General features: G+C 38.2%; 17 protein-coding genes. 16 read left to right on the plus strand and 1 reads right to left on the minus strand.

Annotation, left to right across the window (positions count from 1 at the left end):
• The first annotated feature begins 11 nt into the window (after window positions 1-11).
• The 7 genes from aspS (at window position 12) to G6O73_RS03555 (ending at window position 7,103) form a co-directional block, all read left to right on the plus strand.
• Entirely contained in the window at window positions 12-1,772 is a 1,761-nt protein-coding gene (gene aspS, locus G6O73_RS03525) for an aspartate--tRNA ligase (RefSeq protein WP_057885936.1), read from the plus strand.
• Between the two features lie 111 nt (window positions 1,773-1,883).
• The gene (msrA, locus tag G6O73_RS03530) at window positions 1,884-2,408 is read left to right on the plus strand and encodes a peptide-methionine (S)-S-oxide reductase MsrA (RefSeq protein WP_083478507.1); all 525 of its coding nucleotides are present in this window, start codon (window positions 1,884-1,886) and stop codon (window positions 2,406-2,408) included.
• Between the two features lie 32 nt (window positions 2,409-2,440).
• On the plus strand, window positions 2,441-3,322 hold the full coding sequence (locus G6O73_RS03535) for a YitT family protein (protein WP_057885937.1): 882 nt from the start codon (window positions 2,441-2,443) through the stop codon (window positions 3,320-3,322).
• 29 nt (window positions 3,323-3,351) lie between these two features.
• Entirely contained in the window at window positions 3,352-4,356 is a 1,005-nt protein-coding gene (locus G6O73_RS03540) for a sugar transferase (protein ID WP_057885938.1), read from the plus strand.
• A 2-nt stretch (window positions 4,357-4,358) separates the two neighbouring features.
• Window positions 4,359-5,147: a glycosyltransferase family 32 protein gene (locus tag G6O73_RS03545; protein WP_336512537.1), complete on the plus strand. Its 789-nt coding sequence runs from the start codon at window positions 4,359-4,361 to the stop codon at window positions 5,145-5,147.
• Between the two features lie 17 nt (window positions 5,148-5,164).
• Window positions 5,165-6,121, plus strand: coding sequence for a glycosyltransferase family 2 protein (locus G6O73_RS03550; RefSeq protein WP_057885940.1), 957 nt, complete (start codon window positions 5,165-5,167; stop codon window positions 6,119-6,121).
• Between the two features lie 76 nt (window positions 6,122-6,197).
• Complete coding sequence (locus G6O73_RS03555; protein WP_057885941.1) at window positions 6,198-7,103, plus strand: deoxyribonuclease IV; 906 nt, start codon at window positions 6,198-6,200, stop codon at window positions 7,101-7,103.
• On the opposite strand, the gene G6O73_RS03560 is transcribed toward G6O73_RS03555, so the two are convergent.
• Complete coding sequence (locus G6O73_RS03560; RefSeq protein WP_057885942.1) at window positions 7,100-7,915, minus strand: pyruvate, water dikinase regulatory protein; 816 nt, start codon at window positions 7,913-7,915, stop codon at window positions 7,100-7,102. The two genes, G6O73_RS03555 and G6O73_RS03560, sit on opposite strands and share 4 nt — an antisense overlap.
• 178 nt (window positions 7,916-8,093) lie before the next feature.
• On the opposite strand from G6O73_RS03560, the gene rpsU reads away from it, so the two are divergent.
• From rpsU to glyS, 9 genes are all read left to right on the plus strand, one after another.
• Window positions 8,094-8,279, plus strand: a complete 186-nt coding sequence (rpsU, locus tag G6O73_RS03565; RefSeq protein WP_057885943.1) for a 30S ribosomal protein S21 — start codon at window positions 8,094-8,096, stop codon at window positions 8,277-8,279.
• A 22-nt stretch (window positions 8,280-8,301) separates the two neighbouring features.
• Entirely contained in the window at window positions 8,302-8,745 is a 444-nt protein-coding gene (locus tag G6O73_RS03570; protein WP_057885944.1) for a GatB/YqeY domain-containing protein, read from the plus strand.
• Between the two features lie 162 nt (window positions 8,746-8,907).
• On the plus strand, window positions 8,908-9,888 hold the full coding sequence (locus tag G6O73_RS03575; protein ID WP_057885945.1) for a PhoH family protein: 981 nt from the start codon (window positions 8,908-8,910) through the stop codon (window positions 9,886-9,888).
• 2 nt (window positions 9,889-9,890) lie between these two features.
• Window positions 9,891-10,367 (plus strand): rRNA maturation RNase YbeY, encoded by a 477-nt coding sequence (gene ybeY / locus G6O73_RS03580; RefSeq protein WP_057885946.1) that lies wholly within the window; start codon window positions 9,891-9,893, stop codon window positions 10,365-10,367.
• Window positions 10,351-10,758 (plus strand): diacylglycerol kinase family protein, encoded by a 408-nt coding sequence (locus G6O73_RS03585; protein WP_057885947.1) that lies wholly within the window; start codon window positions 10,351-10,353, stop codon window positions 10,756-10,758. The genes ybeY and G6O73_RS03585 overlap by 17 nt, the downstream gene beginning before the upstream one ends.
• A gap of 10 nt (window positions 10,759-10,768) precedes the next feature.
• Window positions 10,769-11,674: a GTPase Era gene (era, locus tag G6O73_RS03590; RefSeq protein ID WP_057885948.1), complete on the plus strand. Its 906-nt coding sequence runs from the start codon at window positions 10,769-10,771 to the stop codon at window positions 11,672-11,674.
• A 35-nt stretch (window positions 11,675-11,709) separates the two neighbouring features.
• Entirely contained in the window at window positions 11,710-12,471 is a 762-nt protein-coding gene (gene recO / locus G6O73_RS03595; protein WP_057885949.1) for a DNA repair protein RecO, read from the plus strand.
• Window positions 12,472-12,746: 275 nt separating this feature from the next.
• Window positions 12,747-13,664, plus strand: a complete 918-nt coding sequence (glyQ, locus tag G6O73_RS03600) for a glycine--tRNA ligase subunit alpha (RefSeq protein ID WP_057885950.1) — start codon at window positions 12,747-12,749, stop codon at window positions 13,662-13,664.
• 1 nt (window position 13,665) lies between these two features.
• The gene (glyS, locus tag G6O73_RS03605) at window positions 13,666-15,732 is read left to right on the plus strand and encodes a glycine--tRNA ligase subunit beta (RefSeq protein ID WP_057885951.1); all 2,067 of its coding nucleotides are present in this window, start codon (window positions 13,666-13,668) and stop codon (window positions 15,730-15,732) included.
• The last annotated feature ends 21 nt before the right edge of the window (window positions 15,733-15,753 follow it).

The following is a 15,753-nucleotide window of genomic DNA, read 5'->3' on the forward strand; positions in this document are numbered from 1 at the left end:
GAGTAAGCAAGATGAAGAGAACAACTTATTGTGGTTTAGTAAATGAAAGCTTTTTAGACCAACAGGTTTGTTTACAAGGCTGGGTACAAAAGCGACGTGACTTAGGAAAATTAATTTTTATTGATTTGCGTGATCGAACAGGAATTGTTCAGTTGGTTTTCAGTCATGAATTTGATCCAGCAGCATTAGAAGTTGCTGATCAATTACGCAGCGAATATGTAATTGAAGTTGCAGGCGCTGTTGTCCGTCGTTCGGATGCGGAAATTAATTCGAAAATGAAAACTGGTACAATCGAGGTGGAAGTTCACCAAGTTAAAATTTTGAATAAAGCTAAGACGCCACCATTTTATATTCAAAATGATATCAATGTTACCGATGATTTACGCTTGAAGTATCGTTATTTAGATTTACGTCGGCCAGAAATGCAGCAAGCAATTATTTTGCGCAGTAAAATTACGCAAGCTGTCCACCGTTATTTGGATGAACAAGATTTTGTGAATATCGAAACACCCTATCTCACTAAATCAACTCCGGAAGGCGCTCGTGATTATTTAGTGCCTTCACGTGTTTATCCCGGTCATTTTTATGCTTTACCGCAATCACCACAGTTGTTTAAACAATTGTTGATGGGAGCTGGTTTTGATCGCTATTATCAGATTGCTCGCTGTTTCCGTGATGAAGACTTACGTGGTGATCGGCAGCCAGAGTTTACCCAGATTGATTTAGAGACTTCTTTCTTAAGTGCAGAGGATATTCAAAAAATCACCGAGGGATTGCTGCAGCGAGTTATGAAAGACGTTTTGGGAGTCGACATCAAATTCCCATTGCCAAGAATTACTTGGGATGAGGCGATGAATCGTTTTGGTTCAGACAAACCGGATACGCGTTTTGGAATGGAATTAACTGATATGGCTCCAGCCGTAAAGGATGTTGATTTTAAAGTTTTCCAGACGGTTTTGGAAAAAGGCGGTCAAGTTAAAGCAATTGTTGTTCCAGGTGGTGCTGATAAGTATTCACGTAAAGAGATTGATGCTAAGCAGGAATACATCAAACGCTTTGGTGCCAAAGGCTTAGCTTGGCTGAAAGTAACTGATGACGGTTTTTCTGGTCCCGTAGCTAAGTTCTTTAAGGATTCAGTCGACAGTATCAAGCAAACAGCTCAAGCTGATGTTGGTGATTTAATTTTATTCGTAGCAGATAAGCGCAAGGTAGTGGCTGATGCCCTAGGTTATTTGCGAACCAGTATTGCTCGTGAGTTAGATTTGATTGATAAATCTAAATTCAATTTCTTATGGGTAGTTGATTGGCCATTATTTGAATACAGCGAAGAATTTCATCGTTATATTGCAGCTCATCATCCATTTACAATGCCTAATGAAGAGGATATTGGTTTATTGGACACTGATCCGCATCAAGCACACGCTCAAAGTTATGATATTGTTTTGAACGGTTTTGAACTTGGTGGTGGTTCGATCAGAATTCATCAAAGAGCTATCCAAGAAAAAATGTTTAAGGCTTTGGGCTTTACTAAAGAAAGAGCTGAAAAACAGTTTGGTTTCTTCTTAGATGCCTTAGATTATGGTTTTCCACCACATGGCGGCTTAGCAATTGGGTTGGATCGCTTTGCAATGTTGTTGTCAGGCAAAGAAAACATTCGTGAAGTAATTGCTTTTCCGAAGAATTCAAAGGCTTCCGAACCGTTGACTAATGCTCCATCAACAGTTGTTCAAAAACAATTAGATGAATTAGGTTTAGAAATTCAAGACGATTAATTTGTTAACATTAGAATCTAGAGAAAACCAATTCTCTGGATTTTTTTTTGCTTGCATAACTAGAAATTTTAAGTTATCTTTATCAGTGATTAAGAAACGGAGGATACTAATGTGGATAAACATTTTGGAACCGCAATTTTTGCTGGTGGCTGTTTTTGGTGCATGGTTCATCCATTTGACCAACAGCCTGGAATTATTAAGGTTATTTCTGGCTACACAGGTGGACACGTTCCGTTTCCAACTTATGAACAGGTTTGCTCGCAAACTACGGGGCATACTGAAGCAGTTCAAATTACTTTTGATCCAGCAATTATTTCTTACGCACAATTAGTTGAAATATACTGGCAGCAAACTGATCCAACTGATGCGATGGGGCAATTTCAGGATCGCGGTGACAGCTATCGGCCGGTAATTTTTACTAATAGTGAACAGCAAAAAAAGATTGCAATTGCGTCGCGGAAAAAGTTGGCAAGTAGCGGTCTTTTTAGTGAACCAATTGTAACTAAAATTGAAACTGCCAAACCGTTTTATCCTGCAGAAGACTATCATCAAGATTTTTATCAAAAGGACCCGGCGCGTTATCAACTTGAAACAGGAACGCGTCAAAAGTTTAAACAGCAACATTGGCACAATTGATTAATATATAATTAGTTTTGGGAGGAAAAAGAATGGATGAGCTTCAACAGATCTGGAAGCGGCATCAATATGTAGCACGAGCTTCAACAGCATTTATTTATGGAATTTTAGTTTCAATTGCGATGAATTTTTTCTGGACTCCCGGTAAAATTTATTCATCAGGAGTAACTGGACTAGCTCAATTGTTAGCAACTTTAGGAAAACGTTATTTTGCAGGTAGTTTCCATCCATCGGTCGCACTATTGTTGTTTCTGTTGAATTTGCCTTTATTTGTATTGGCTTGGAAACAAATTGGCCATCGCTTCACTTTCTTTACGATTTTAGCAGTTGTTTGTTCAAGTGTGATGATTAAGTCACTAACATCGGTTACTTTAACTAGAGATCCGATTATCTGTGCAATTTTTGGTGCGGCAATTAATGGGTTTGGTACTGGTTTAGCACTCAAAAATGGAATTTCAACTGGCGGCTTAGATATTTTGGGTTTAACTTTACGAAAAAAAACCGGTAAAAGCATTGGAACAATTAATTTGTGCTTTAATTTCTTCATCATTTTAGCAGCCGGAGCAGTCTATGGCTGGCCATATGCTTTTTACTCAGCTCTCGGGATTTTTATCAATGCTCGTGTAATGGATATGGTTTATACGCGTCAGCAAAAGATGCAGGTGATGATTGTGACTACCAAGCCGCGAAGTGTAATTGATTGTATTCAAAGCCGTTTGCAGCGTGGAATTACAATCGTGCATGGTGCTGAAGGAGCTTACCGGCATGATCGAAAAACAATTTTATTTACGGTTATTTCCCGTTATGAACAACGAGAGCTAAAAGCAGCCATGGAAGAATCAGATCCATATGCTTTTGTTAGCATTGCTGAAAATGTAGAAATTATGGGTCGTTTTTATGAGCCTGAGCCTTAAATCTAGTGAAAGGTTGATCTAATAAATATATGAGAAATTATGTAGTTGGAATGTATGATAAAACTCAAAATGAAGCAGGACCTAAAGCTAAACGAGATATTGAAAAATTTTTGGGGGAATTGGGATTTCAAACAATTAATTTTTATTTTCAAGGTGCGCGTAAAGCTGAATTAATTAGTTATAAACAAAGTTGGTGGGATATTCCCCGACGTTTGAAGGGTTTGGGAGCAGATAATCTTTTTTTTCAGTATCCAGCATTTAACCAGCGAACCAATGAAGCGATTTTAACAAGTGCCAAACAAAATGCAGCTAAGGTTTATTTGATTATTCATGATGTTGAGTCATTACGCGAATTCAGTAACGATTCAACATTCATTAACTGGGAAATTAATTTTTTCAATCAAAGTGACGGATTGATTGTGCACAATGCTAAAATGCAACAATGGTTGAAGCAAAATGGGGTCCAAGTGCCAATGGTCGATCTACAGATTTTTGATTATGATAATCCGCAACCATTGATTAAACAAGTTCAATATCAAGGAAGTTTATGCTATGCTGGCAATTTAGCTAAAGCTGAATTTTTACAGGAATTAAATTTAAAGCATCAGCTACATTTGTTTGGTCCAAATCCGTCAGTTAGTTTGAAAGATGCCGCAAACTATCACGGTTCTTTTTCACCAGAAGATTTGCCAGCACATTTGCAAGGAAATTTTGGCCTAGTTTGGGATGGAAATCAAGTCGAGCAAACGGTTGGAAAATTTGGAGCCTACTTGAAATATAATAATCCGCATAAGACGTCTCTTTATTTAAGTTCTGGGTTACCGGTAATTATTGCTAAGGATGCCGCGCTGGCTGGTTTTATTACTTCACAAGGATTAGGAATCGCGGTTACTTCCTTGAAGGAGTTAGACCGAGAACTGCTGAAAATTGATGCTCAAGAATATGAACAGATGAGACAACGTGTCCAGCGAATTGCTAAAAAAATCCGATCTGGGCAATATATTAAAGCTGCTGTTAAGCAACTAATTGATTAAGTATGGAGAAAGTTATGATACCAAAAATAATACATTATTGCTGGTTTGGTTCTAAAGAATTACCCATTGAATATCAGCAATATTTAAAAGGTTGGCAGGAAAAATGCCCTGATTACAAAATCATTCGCTGGGATGAAACTAATTATGATGTGCAGCAGAATCATTATATGGCACAAGCTGCAGCTAAAGGAAAATGGGGATTTGTTTCTGACTATTTAAGCTTTGATGTTGTCTATCGTTTTGGTGGAATTTATTTAGATACAGATGTTGAGTTGGTAAAAAATTTTGATGATATTTTAACTTATCAAGCGTTTATGGGTTTTGAAGAAAATGAGCAGGGATATTCAGTTGCTCCAGGACTGGGATTTGGAGCACAAAAGCATGATCCGACTATTTTAAAGCTACGTCAAATGTATGATGGTGTTGATTTTATAACTCCTGAGGGGAAACTTAATACTTTAACAATCCCGGCCTATACGACTAATTTCTTGTTAAAACAAGGCTTGCAGCCTAATAACCAACTTCAAACGGTAGCTGGGGTTAGAATCTTTCCGACTGATTATTTTGCGCCAATGGATTTTTTAACTGGAGAGATTAAATTAACGGCTAATTCACACAGCATTCACCATTATAGTGCTACGTGGCAAGATCCAGTTAACTTACGACATATTAAAATTATTCGTCAGGTTAATCGGCGGTTTGGCAAAAAATGGGGGATGCGAATTAACTGGATTTTACGTGCAAATTGGGCGGTTGTTCGCCGTATACGGGCAGTTTTTAATCAAAATTAAGGAGAGGAATCGGCAGGATGAAGAAAATTAGTGTGGTAATTCCAGTTTATAACGTAGCTGAATTTTTACCGACTTGTCTTGATAGCTTAGTTCATCAAACATTTCCGTCGCAAGATTATGAAGTTCTCTTAGTCGACGATGGGAGTACCGATAATTCAGCCCAAATTTGTCAGCAGTATATTGAGCGTTATCCGCAGTTGTTGCGATTATTGACTAAAAAAAATGGTGGTTTGTCTGATGCCAGAAATTATGGCTTAGCTCGGTGTCAAGGAAATTATGTCTTGTTTATTGATTCAGATGATTATGTCGAAAAACAAATGTTGGCACGGATGTACACCTTAACTGATCAAGAAACAAAAAAAATTGTTGAGTGCAATTTTATTTGGGAGTATCCCAATCGTCAGCGGCTTGATTTGCGTAGTGGTTATCAGTCAGTGGCGGATTATCTGATAAATGGCCGCGTAGTTGCTTGGAATAAACTTTACCGGCGTGACTGGTTATTGCAAACTAAGGTTGAATTTCCTAAGGGAAAGCTTTATGAAGACCAAAACTTCTTTTTTAAAATTATTTTATTTTTAGATAATATTAATGAAATTGCTCTCGATCAAACAGCCGAGGTTCATTATCGTCAACGCAGCGGATCAATATCTTATAATCAAGCAAGCAAAATTACCGACATCTTTTGGATTTATCAAGATCTCATCGATTACTATCAACTACATCAAGGTGACCGATATTATGCAGAAATTCAATATCGTTTTTGTCGTAACCTGTTAGGTAATGTTCTATTACGAAAAATTCGTCCCTTAAAAAATCGACAACAAAAACAAACGTTGACGACTCAAATTTGGCAGAAAATTGATGCTTGGTTTCCTGATTGGAAAGAGAATCCTTATTTAAAAAGGCCAGGAAAAGTAAATTCTTATCTGCGATTGGTTAAACCATTTTGGACTAAATTGTTGGTTACTATTTAAAAATATGGTATTCAAATCTAAGGATAAATGGCAAAAAATTTTCAACTTATAATACATAATCCGAGGAGGGATTGAAATGTTGATCGGTTCACATGTTAGTATGAAAAGCCCAGAAATGCTTTTGGGTGCTGCTAAAGAGGCGGCTGGTTATCAGGCTAATACTTTTATGATTTATACTGGAGCACCACAGAACACGCGCCGTCGCCCAACAAGTGAAATGCAGATTGCTGCAGGTAAAAATTTCATGGAGGAACATCAAATTACCCAGTTGGTAGTGCATGCTCCGTATATTATTAATTTGGGCAATACCAAAAAGCCGCAAAATTTTGCTTTTGCCGTTGACTTTTTGCAAGCCGAGATTCAACGCGCCGAAGCTTTAGGAGCTAAACAGTTAACTTTTCATCCAGGTGCACATGTTGGAGCGGGAGCTGAAGCAGGAATTGCTAATATTATTCGGGGCTTAAATGAAGTGATTTCGCCTAGACAAAAATTGCAGATCGCCATTGAAACGATGGCTGGCAAAGGAACTGAGGTCGGTCGCACTTTTGAGGAATTAGCTCAAATTATTGCTGGAGTGACCTATAATGAAAAGTTATCAGTAACTTTTGATACTTGTCACACAAATGATGCGGGTTATGATGTTAAAAATGATTTTGATGGGGTCTTGAATGAATTCGATCATGTGATTGGTTTATCACGGCTGCAAGTTTTGCATTTAAATGATTCTAAGAATCCTTGTGGCAGTCATAAGGATCGCCATGAAAATCTTGGCTTTGGAACAATTGGATTTGCGGCCTTAAATCAAATTGCTCATCACCCAAGCTTAAAAGAAGTTCCCAAAATTATGGAAACTCCTTATGTGGGTAACGATAAGAAAAATCAATTTCCGCCGTATGCATATGAAATTAAAATGTTGCAGGAACAAAAATTTAATCCAGCTTTAAAAGAACAAGTTGTTGAAAACGCTGGAAAATTGGTTTAACTATGGTCTTCTAGTTGTTCAATAATAATTGTCGCGGTTTCTTCAATTGATTTGTTTGCGACATTAATCACGGTACAACCGAGTTTTTGATATAAATCCTGGGCATATGCCAATTCGGCCTCAATATTGTCTAAACTCGAATAATTAGTGTCTGGATTTAAGCCATAAGTAATCATTCGTTCTCGGCGGATGCTATTGAGGACTTGTGGATCATTGGTCAAACCAAAAATTTTTTTCTTGGGAACTTGCCAAATTTCTTTAGGCAATTGTGCTTGCGGAACAAGCGGCAAGTTAGCAACGCGATAATTTTTGTTGGCCATGTACAATGAAAGTGGTGTCTTGGAGGTTCGCGAAATTCCAAGTAAAACGACATCAGCTTTTAAAAAACCAGCTGGATCCTTGCCGTCATCATAAGTCACTGCGAATTCAAGCGCATCAATTCGTTTGAAATAAGTTTGATTTAATTTATGATTGCGTCCCGGTTGTCCTAACGGCTGATCACCGCTTTTTTCTTGCATGGCATGAATTAAATTGGACATACCATCGAGAATTGTTAAATCGTGTTTTTCTCCGAATTCATTAACATAGGCGGAAAAATTTGGATTAACAAAAGTATGCACAATCAAAGCGTTATCATTTTTGGCTTGATCTAAAACCTGTTGAAGTTTTTCTTTTGTCCGCGTCAGTGGAAAGCGTCGATAGTTGAATTTTACTTTGGGAAATTGGACAGCTGCTGCAGTTGCTAAGCTGTAGCCGGTTTCACCAAGAGAGTCAGAGATAATATAAACATTCATTGTAATTGTTGCTGACATTTGATCAGTCCCTTCACTTGTTAAATTAATTATAAAAAAATAACTAATTTAGAGCAAGGATAATTATTTTATTGACGGTCTTGGTTACTTTAGGTATAATGGTTAAGAACTGTTAAAAGTTTGTGTGTTTATGCAGAATATGACGGTTACATTTAAGCTCGGAGGGAGGGAAACAAAAATGTCAAAGACAATCGTTCGTAAAAACGAATCCCTTGATGACGCTCTTCGTCGCTTCAAACGTTCCGTTTCAAAAACAGGTACTTTACAAGAATACCGTAAACGTGAGTTTTATGAGAAACCTAGCGTGAAACGCAAGAAAAAGTCTGAAGCAGCGCGTAAAAGAAAAAACAAACGTCGTTTCTAATTCCTAAGGAGGGATAGATCTGATGAGCCTGCTAGATTCCTTGAATAGTGATTTAAAGACTGCCTTAAAAGCTCATGATAAAACAACGCTCAGCACGGTAAGAATGTTGAAAGCGGCTGTAATGAATGAAAAAATTAAGGCTGGTCATGATTTAGATCATTCAGAAGAGATTGCGGTATTGTCACGAGAGCTGAAACAGCGAAAAGATTCAGCTAAAGAATTTGCAGATGCTGGTCGACAAGACTTAGTACCAGCAATTGAAGCAGAAATTAAGATTGTTGAACGGTATTTACCACAACAATTAAACCAAGATCAGGTAAAAGAAATTGTTGCGACAACTATCCAAGAGATAGGTGCAACTTCTAAAGCCGATTTTGGTAAAGTAATGAAAGCAGTTATGCCGAAGCTGAAAGGTCAAGCAGATGGCAAAACAGTGAATACGATAGTAAAATCTTTGTTATCATAGATGACGGTATGGCAGTTTGGAGAAAATAAGTTGCAAGTTGCAGCTTATTTTTTTTGCCTTGACTGAGAAATGAAACTGATAAATCTAGTTTAGCAAGCTTTTACAATATTAGCTTTTATGCTATGATTTAAGCATAATATACAGGGTTAAGGAGTTGCACTTTTGACAGATGAACAGATTGTAGAAAAAACATTTCAAATTACAGCGCAGCAAGATGCGGTTTCCTTATTGGGTGTTAATGATCAACATGTTCACTTGCTGGAAACAGCTGAGAATGTAAAAATTCGTCCGTTTGGCGATACAATTAGAATCAGTGGTGTTACAACGGCGGTTGATCAGGTTAGCAAGATTTTACGTGAACTTTCCAGATTGCTTCAAGAAGGAATCGTGATTGATAGCTCAGATGTAATCTCAGCAATTAAGATGGCTGATAAGGGAACATTAAAATATTTCCATGATTTATATACAGAAGTTTTAATTAAAGATCAAAAGAAACGTTCAATTCGGGTAAAAACCAGTGGTCAGCGACAATATGTGGCAGCAATTCGGAAAAATGATCTGGTTTTTGGAATTGGACCAGCAGGAACTGGCAAAACTTTTTTGGCAGTTGTTATGGCAGTTGCAGCACTAAAAAAGAATCAGGTGGAAAAAATAATCTTGACCCGGCCAGCGGTTGAAGCTGGGGAATCATTGGGCTTTTTACCGGGAGACTTGAAAGAAAAAGTTGATCCTTATTTGCGACCGGTTTATGATGCACTATATGCAATTATGGGCAAGGATCATACTGAACGCTTATTAGAACGTGGTACGATTGAAATTGCACCATTGGCCTATATGCGTGGACGAACGCTGGAAAATGCTTTTGTAATTTTAGATGAGGCTCAAAATACTACACGCGCTCAGATGAAAATGTTTTTGACGCGGTTGGGGTTTGGTTCAAAAATGGTTGTTAATGGCGATCAAACGCAAATTGATTTGCCTCATGGACATAGTCAAAGTGGATTAATGGATGCTTGGCATGTTTTACAGGGTCTGCCGCGAATCTCTTTTGTTGAGTTTGCTGCGGCTGATGTTGTGCGGCACCCAGTCGTTGCGGAAATCATTAATGCATATGCTAAGCAAGCACAGGAAGAGGAGCAGTAGTTTTGGATTTAGAAATTTATGATGATACAAAACAAGCAACAGCCGAATGGTTGGACTTAATCAAAAAAGTTTTGGAATTTGCTGGATCTTATTTGAAGTTACCCGAAGACACTGAAATGTCTGTCACCTTAATGGATAATGAACATATTCATCAGATTAATAAAAAATATCGCGGCGTTGATAAACCGACCGATGTAATTAGTTTTGCAATTGAAGAAAGTGGCGATGAAGACCCGATCATCATCCCTGATGCTGCTGATTTCGAGGAACCTAAGAATTTGGGAGATATCATGGTTTCGGTAGATAAGGTCAAAGAACAAGCGGCTTATTTACAGCATTCTGAAGAACGTGAATTGGGCTTCTTAGTTTTACATGGCTTTTTACATTTGAATGGTTATGATCATATGAAAGTTGAAGACGAAAAGGTGATGTTTGCCTTACAACGAAAGATTTTGGATGCCTATGGACTTAAAAGATAAAAAGCAGTTGCAGAATTGCTGGAAAAACCATAACTTTAAAGAATCATTACGACATGCATTAGCCGGTTTGGCTTGTGTTTGGCATGAAGAACGTAACTTTCGCTTTGATGTTTTTGCAGCCACGGCTGTCATTATTTTGGGAGTTTTATTACACTTACAATTGTTGGAATGGTTGTGGCTTGGCTGGGCAATTATGAGTGTGTTGGTTAGTGAATTATGGAACACAGTACTGGAAAATGTGGTTGATTTAGTGACACAATTTCATCGCCATCCACTAGCAAAAAAAGCTAAGGATATGGCTTCAGCGGCTGTTTTACTGAATGCTGTTTTTGCAGCAATCATTGGTTTAAGTGTTTTAGGATTTAGATTATGGCAATTACTGGCGAAATAGAGGAGAAAAAATGGATTTAAAGAAACATTCTGGATTTGTAGCAATTATCGGCCGGCCAAATGTCGGCAAGTCAACTTTCTTAAATCGGATTGTTGGTCAAAAAGTGGCAATTATGAGTGATAAATCCCAAACCACTCGTAATAAAATTCAAGGGATTTATACGACAAATGAAAGTCAAGTTATCTTTATTGATACTCCAGGAATCCATAAACCGCAAAGCCGTTTGGGAGACTATATGGTGCAATCAGCACTATCAACACTTAACGAAGTAGATGCAGTTTTGTTTATGGTTAATGCTACCCAAAAGCGTGGTCGTGGGGATGATTTTATAATTGAACGGTTAAAGCAGGTAAAAAAACCGATTTACTTAGTGGTTAACAAAATCGATCAAATTCATCCAGATGATTTGTTGCCATTTGTAGCTGATTTTCAGCATGCTTTAAATTTTCAGGAAGTTTATCCGATTTCAGCACTAGAAGGGATTAATTGTGAAGAACTTTTAACGGCCGTGGTTGATCAATTGCCAGCTGGTCCACAGTATTATCCTGAAGATCAAGTTACAGACCATCCAGAGCGCTTTATCGTTGGCGAGTTAGTTCGGGAACAGGTTTTAGCCATGACGCGACAAGAAGTACCCCATTCAGTGGCAGTGGTCGTTGAGCGAATTAATCGTCAAGATGAACAAAAAATTTTGGTTCAAGCATCAATTATTGTTGAGCGGTCGTCACAAAAGGGAATTTTGATTGGACACGGCGGTCTGATGTTAAAGCGAATTGGCACGCAAGCACGCAAGCAGATTGAGTTATTATTGGGCGATCGGGTTTATTTGGAACTATGGGTTAAAGTACAAAAAAATTGGCGTGACAAAAAAGTTGATCTGCAAGCTTTAGGCTATCAGCCGGAAGATAACGAATAGATTGCTAGTCTTGGAAACAAAGGCAAGGTGAGATTATGAGTCAGGCTCAACCAGCTGAGTTTGCCGGCATTGTTTTTTTTCGCCGGAATTATCGTGAAAGGGATTTGTTAGTTAAAATTTTAACGGATCGTTTTGGCTTTAAGATGTTCTTTATTCGTGGCGCACGCAAGCGAGGATTTCGTTTAAATGCTGCGATTTTACCTTTTGTTCAAGCTGAATATGTTGGCTCAGTCAGCGAAGATGGCTTGTCTTTTATTAATGCCGCCAAAGAAGTAACCCAGTATCGTCAAATTTTAAATAATATTGAACTGAACGCTTATGTTTCGTACATTTTTGAATTAGCTAATGCAGCATTTGGAGAAGCCAAACCATTAGGTGGCTGGTTTAAGCAACTACAACAAGCAGTTTTACTGATTGATCAAGGAATTGACCCAGCAATCATAACAAATATCATTGAAATCAGGTTGCTAACCTATTTTGGTGTTCAACCTAATTTACATGATTGCGTAATTTGCCACCGGACGGATGAAGTTTTTGATTTTTCGGAAAGTTATGGTGGGTTAATATGTCGACGTCATTGGTCAGTTGATCCTCACCGATTACAGCTGGATCGTCGGACAGTTTATTTCCTGCAATTCTTTTCTCAAGTAGACTTATTTAAAATTCATTCAATCAAGGTTAGTCAAACGACTAAAAATCATTTACGACGCACATTGAATCGAATTTACGATAATCAAGTCGGTTTGAAATTGAAATCGCGGCGCTTTTTGGAAGAAATGAAAATTTGGCCAATCTAACGTTGACAAATTTTGTTGAGTCGGCTATTCTTAACATCGTGTAAGCCATGATGAAAAAAGGTTATGTAAAGTTATATTCAGCGAATCAGGGATCGTGTGAGCCTGAGATGATAACTACATGATTGGCGTTTTCGGAGCTGTTATTCATAATTAAGTTGCCGATATTTTATCGGAAATAGGGTGGAACCGCGGTTGAATGATCGTCCCTATGTAACCAGCAATGGGGTTGCATAGGCTTTTTTTGTGCCCTGAGCTAAATTTTGAGGAGGAGCAAGATGGAAAAAAAGTTAACTGTTCAAGAAATAATTTTAAAACTACAACAGTTCTGGTCAAAACAAGGCTGTATGTTGATGCAAGCCTATGACACAGAAAAGGGAGCGGGAACAATGAGCCCATATACTTTCTTACGCTCGGTTGGGCCAGAACCTTGGAATGCGGCGTATGTTGAGCCATCACGTCGTCCAGCTGACGGGCGTTACGGTGAAAATCCTAATCGTTTGTTTCAACATCATCAGTTTCAAGTTATTATGAAACCATCACCGGCAAATATTCAGGATTTATATTTGGATAGTCTACGGGCATTAGGGATTGATCCCTTAGAACATGATATTCGGTTCGTTGAAGATAATTGGGAAAATCCGTCAATGGGCTGTGCCGGTGTTGGTTGGGAAGTCTGGTTAGATGGAATGGAAATCACACAATTTACTTATTTCCAACAAGTCGGTGGATTAGAAGTTCGACCAGTAGCTTCAGAGGTTACTTATGGGCTGGAAAGATTGTCTTCTTACATCCAAGATGTTAATTCAGTTTTTGATTTGGAATGGTCAGCTGGAGTTCGGTATGGTGATATTTTCAGTGAGCCAGAATACGAGCATTCTAAGTATGCTTTTGAAACCAGTAATCAGCAGATGTTATTTAAGTTATTTGATACCTATGAAACAGAAGCTAAAAAACAAATAGCTAACGGTTTAATTCACCCAGCTTACGATTATGTTTTGAAGTGTAGTCATACATTCAATTTACTTGATGCACGAGGAGCAGTATCGGTTACCGAACGTGCTGGCTATTTAGCCCGGATTCGTAATTTAGCAAAATCAATTGCGAAAGCTTTTGTAGCTGAGCGTAAAAAGTTGGGGTTCCCCTTGCTTAAAGACGATCAGCTGCGGGAAAAATTGTTGAAGGAGGATAAATAAGATGACACATACAATGTTATTAGAAATTGGTTTAGAAGAAATTCCTGCACATGTAGTAACTCCGAGTGTTCAACAATTGGCCGAGCGTCTAAAAGAATTTTTGCAAGAACAGCGGTTAGACTTTGAAAAACTGCAAACTTACTCAACTCCCCGCAGATTAGCTGTTAAAATTTCAGGCTTAGCCGACCAACAACCAGATGTTGAAGAAGAAGCTAAGGGACCAGCTAAGAAGATTGCTTTACAAGCTGATGGTAGCTGGTCGAAGGCGGCTATCGGTTTTACTCGGGGTCAAAAAATGACACCGGATGATATTTATTTTAAAGAATTAAAAGGAACTGAATATGTATATGTTAAGAAGTTCATTGCTGGAAAAACAGCAGCTGAAATCTTGCCGGACTTAAAAAAAGTTGTTGCGGCAATGAATTTTCCGACGATGATGCGCTGGGGAAACAATGATTTTAAGTATATTCGGCCAATTCGCTGGATTGTTGCTTTATTAGATCAAGAAGTTATTAACTTCAAGTTATTGAATATTACTACTGGTCGAAAAACGCAGGGACATCGCTTTTTAGGGCATCAGATTGAATTATCAGCGGCAACGGATTATCCACAAAGCTTAGAAAGTGTTGCTGTAATAGCGGATGCTGCCAAACGTAAAACAATGATAAAAAACCAAATTGCAAAATTAGCGCAAGAACATGATTGGAAAATTGTTGTTGAAGCTGATTTATTAGAAGAAGTCAATAATTTAGTTGAATATCCGACGGTTTTTGCAGGTAGTTTTGCCGAGAAATATTTGCAGATTCCTGATGAAGTTTTAATTACTTCAATGCGTGATCATCAACGATTTTTCTATGTTCGTGATCAGCAAGGAAAATTATTACCATATTTTGTTTCGGTTCGTAATGGAAATCAGCAATTTTTAGCTAATGTGATTGCTGGAAACGAAAAGGTTTTAACAGCTCGCTTGGAAGATGCTGCCTTCTTCTATCAAGAAGATCAAAAAACTTCTTTGTCGCAGTATGTCGCTAAGTTAGAGCATGTCATGTTCCATGATAAAATCGGGACAATGGCGGAAAAAATGCAGCGCGTTGGTTATTTGAGTCAGTCAATCGCCGAACAAGTAGGCTTAAATTCAGCGGAACAAAAAGATTTACAGCGAGCAGCGGCAATTTATAAATTTGATTTAGTAACGGGAATGGTTGGCGAGTTTTCTGAATTGCAAGGTGTGATGGGTGAAAAGTATGCCTTGCTTCAAGGTGAAACACCAGCCGTTGCCACGGCTATTCGGGAACATTACTTGCCAACTGAAGCTGGTGGCAAACTACCAGCGACTAAAGTTGGAGCGGTCTTAGCAATTGCTGACAAACTTGATAGTATTACCGATTTTTTTGCTGCAGGGATGTTACCATCAGGGTCAAACGATCCATATGCTCTCCGTCGTCAAGCAGCGGGAATTATTCGAATTTGTTTGGAATTTGACTGGCCATTAGCAGTTAAGCCTTTGTTAGCGTTAGTTGCAAGCACAGCGCAACAGCAGCCAGCTTTATATCAGAAAATTCAACCAGCTCATGTTGCTGAAGCAACTGAATTTATGATGGATCGGATGCGCAAGCAATTGCAGTTTTTACAGTATCCATTTGATATTATTACGGCAGTTGCTGCTCAACCACGTAATACCTTTACTACAATTACTCAAGCTGCAGAGGTTTTACAAGTCCATCGTCAGGAGACAGACTTTAAGCAAACAATTGAAGCAGCTAGTCGAGTTTTACGCTTGACTCGCAAAGCAAAGCTTCCAGTTGGAGTGAAGGTTCAACCAGCATTATTTGAAAATGAAACAGAAGCGAAATTAAATCAGGCGGTGGCAACAGCTAAAACAACTGGTACGTTGGAAGAAGATTATCAGCAACTTCAAAAATTACGCGAACCAATTGAAGCGTATTTCGATCAAACGATGGTAATGAGTCCAAAGCAACAACTCCAACAAAATCGGCTAGCTCAATTAAAACAGTTAGCTAAATTGTTCCAACCGTTTGGTGATTTAACAGCTATTAATGTGAAATAGCTTTAAATTATTCGAGGATTA

The sequence above is a fragment of the Liquorilactobacillus nagelii DSM 13675 genome, assembly GCF_019444005.1.
Taxonomy (GTDB): Bacteria; Bacillota; Bacilli; order Lactobacillales; family Lactobacillaceae; genus Liquorilactobacillus; species Liquorilactobacillus nagelii.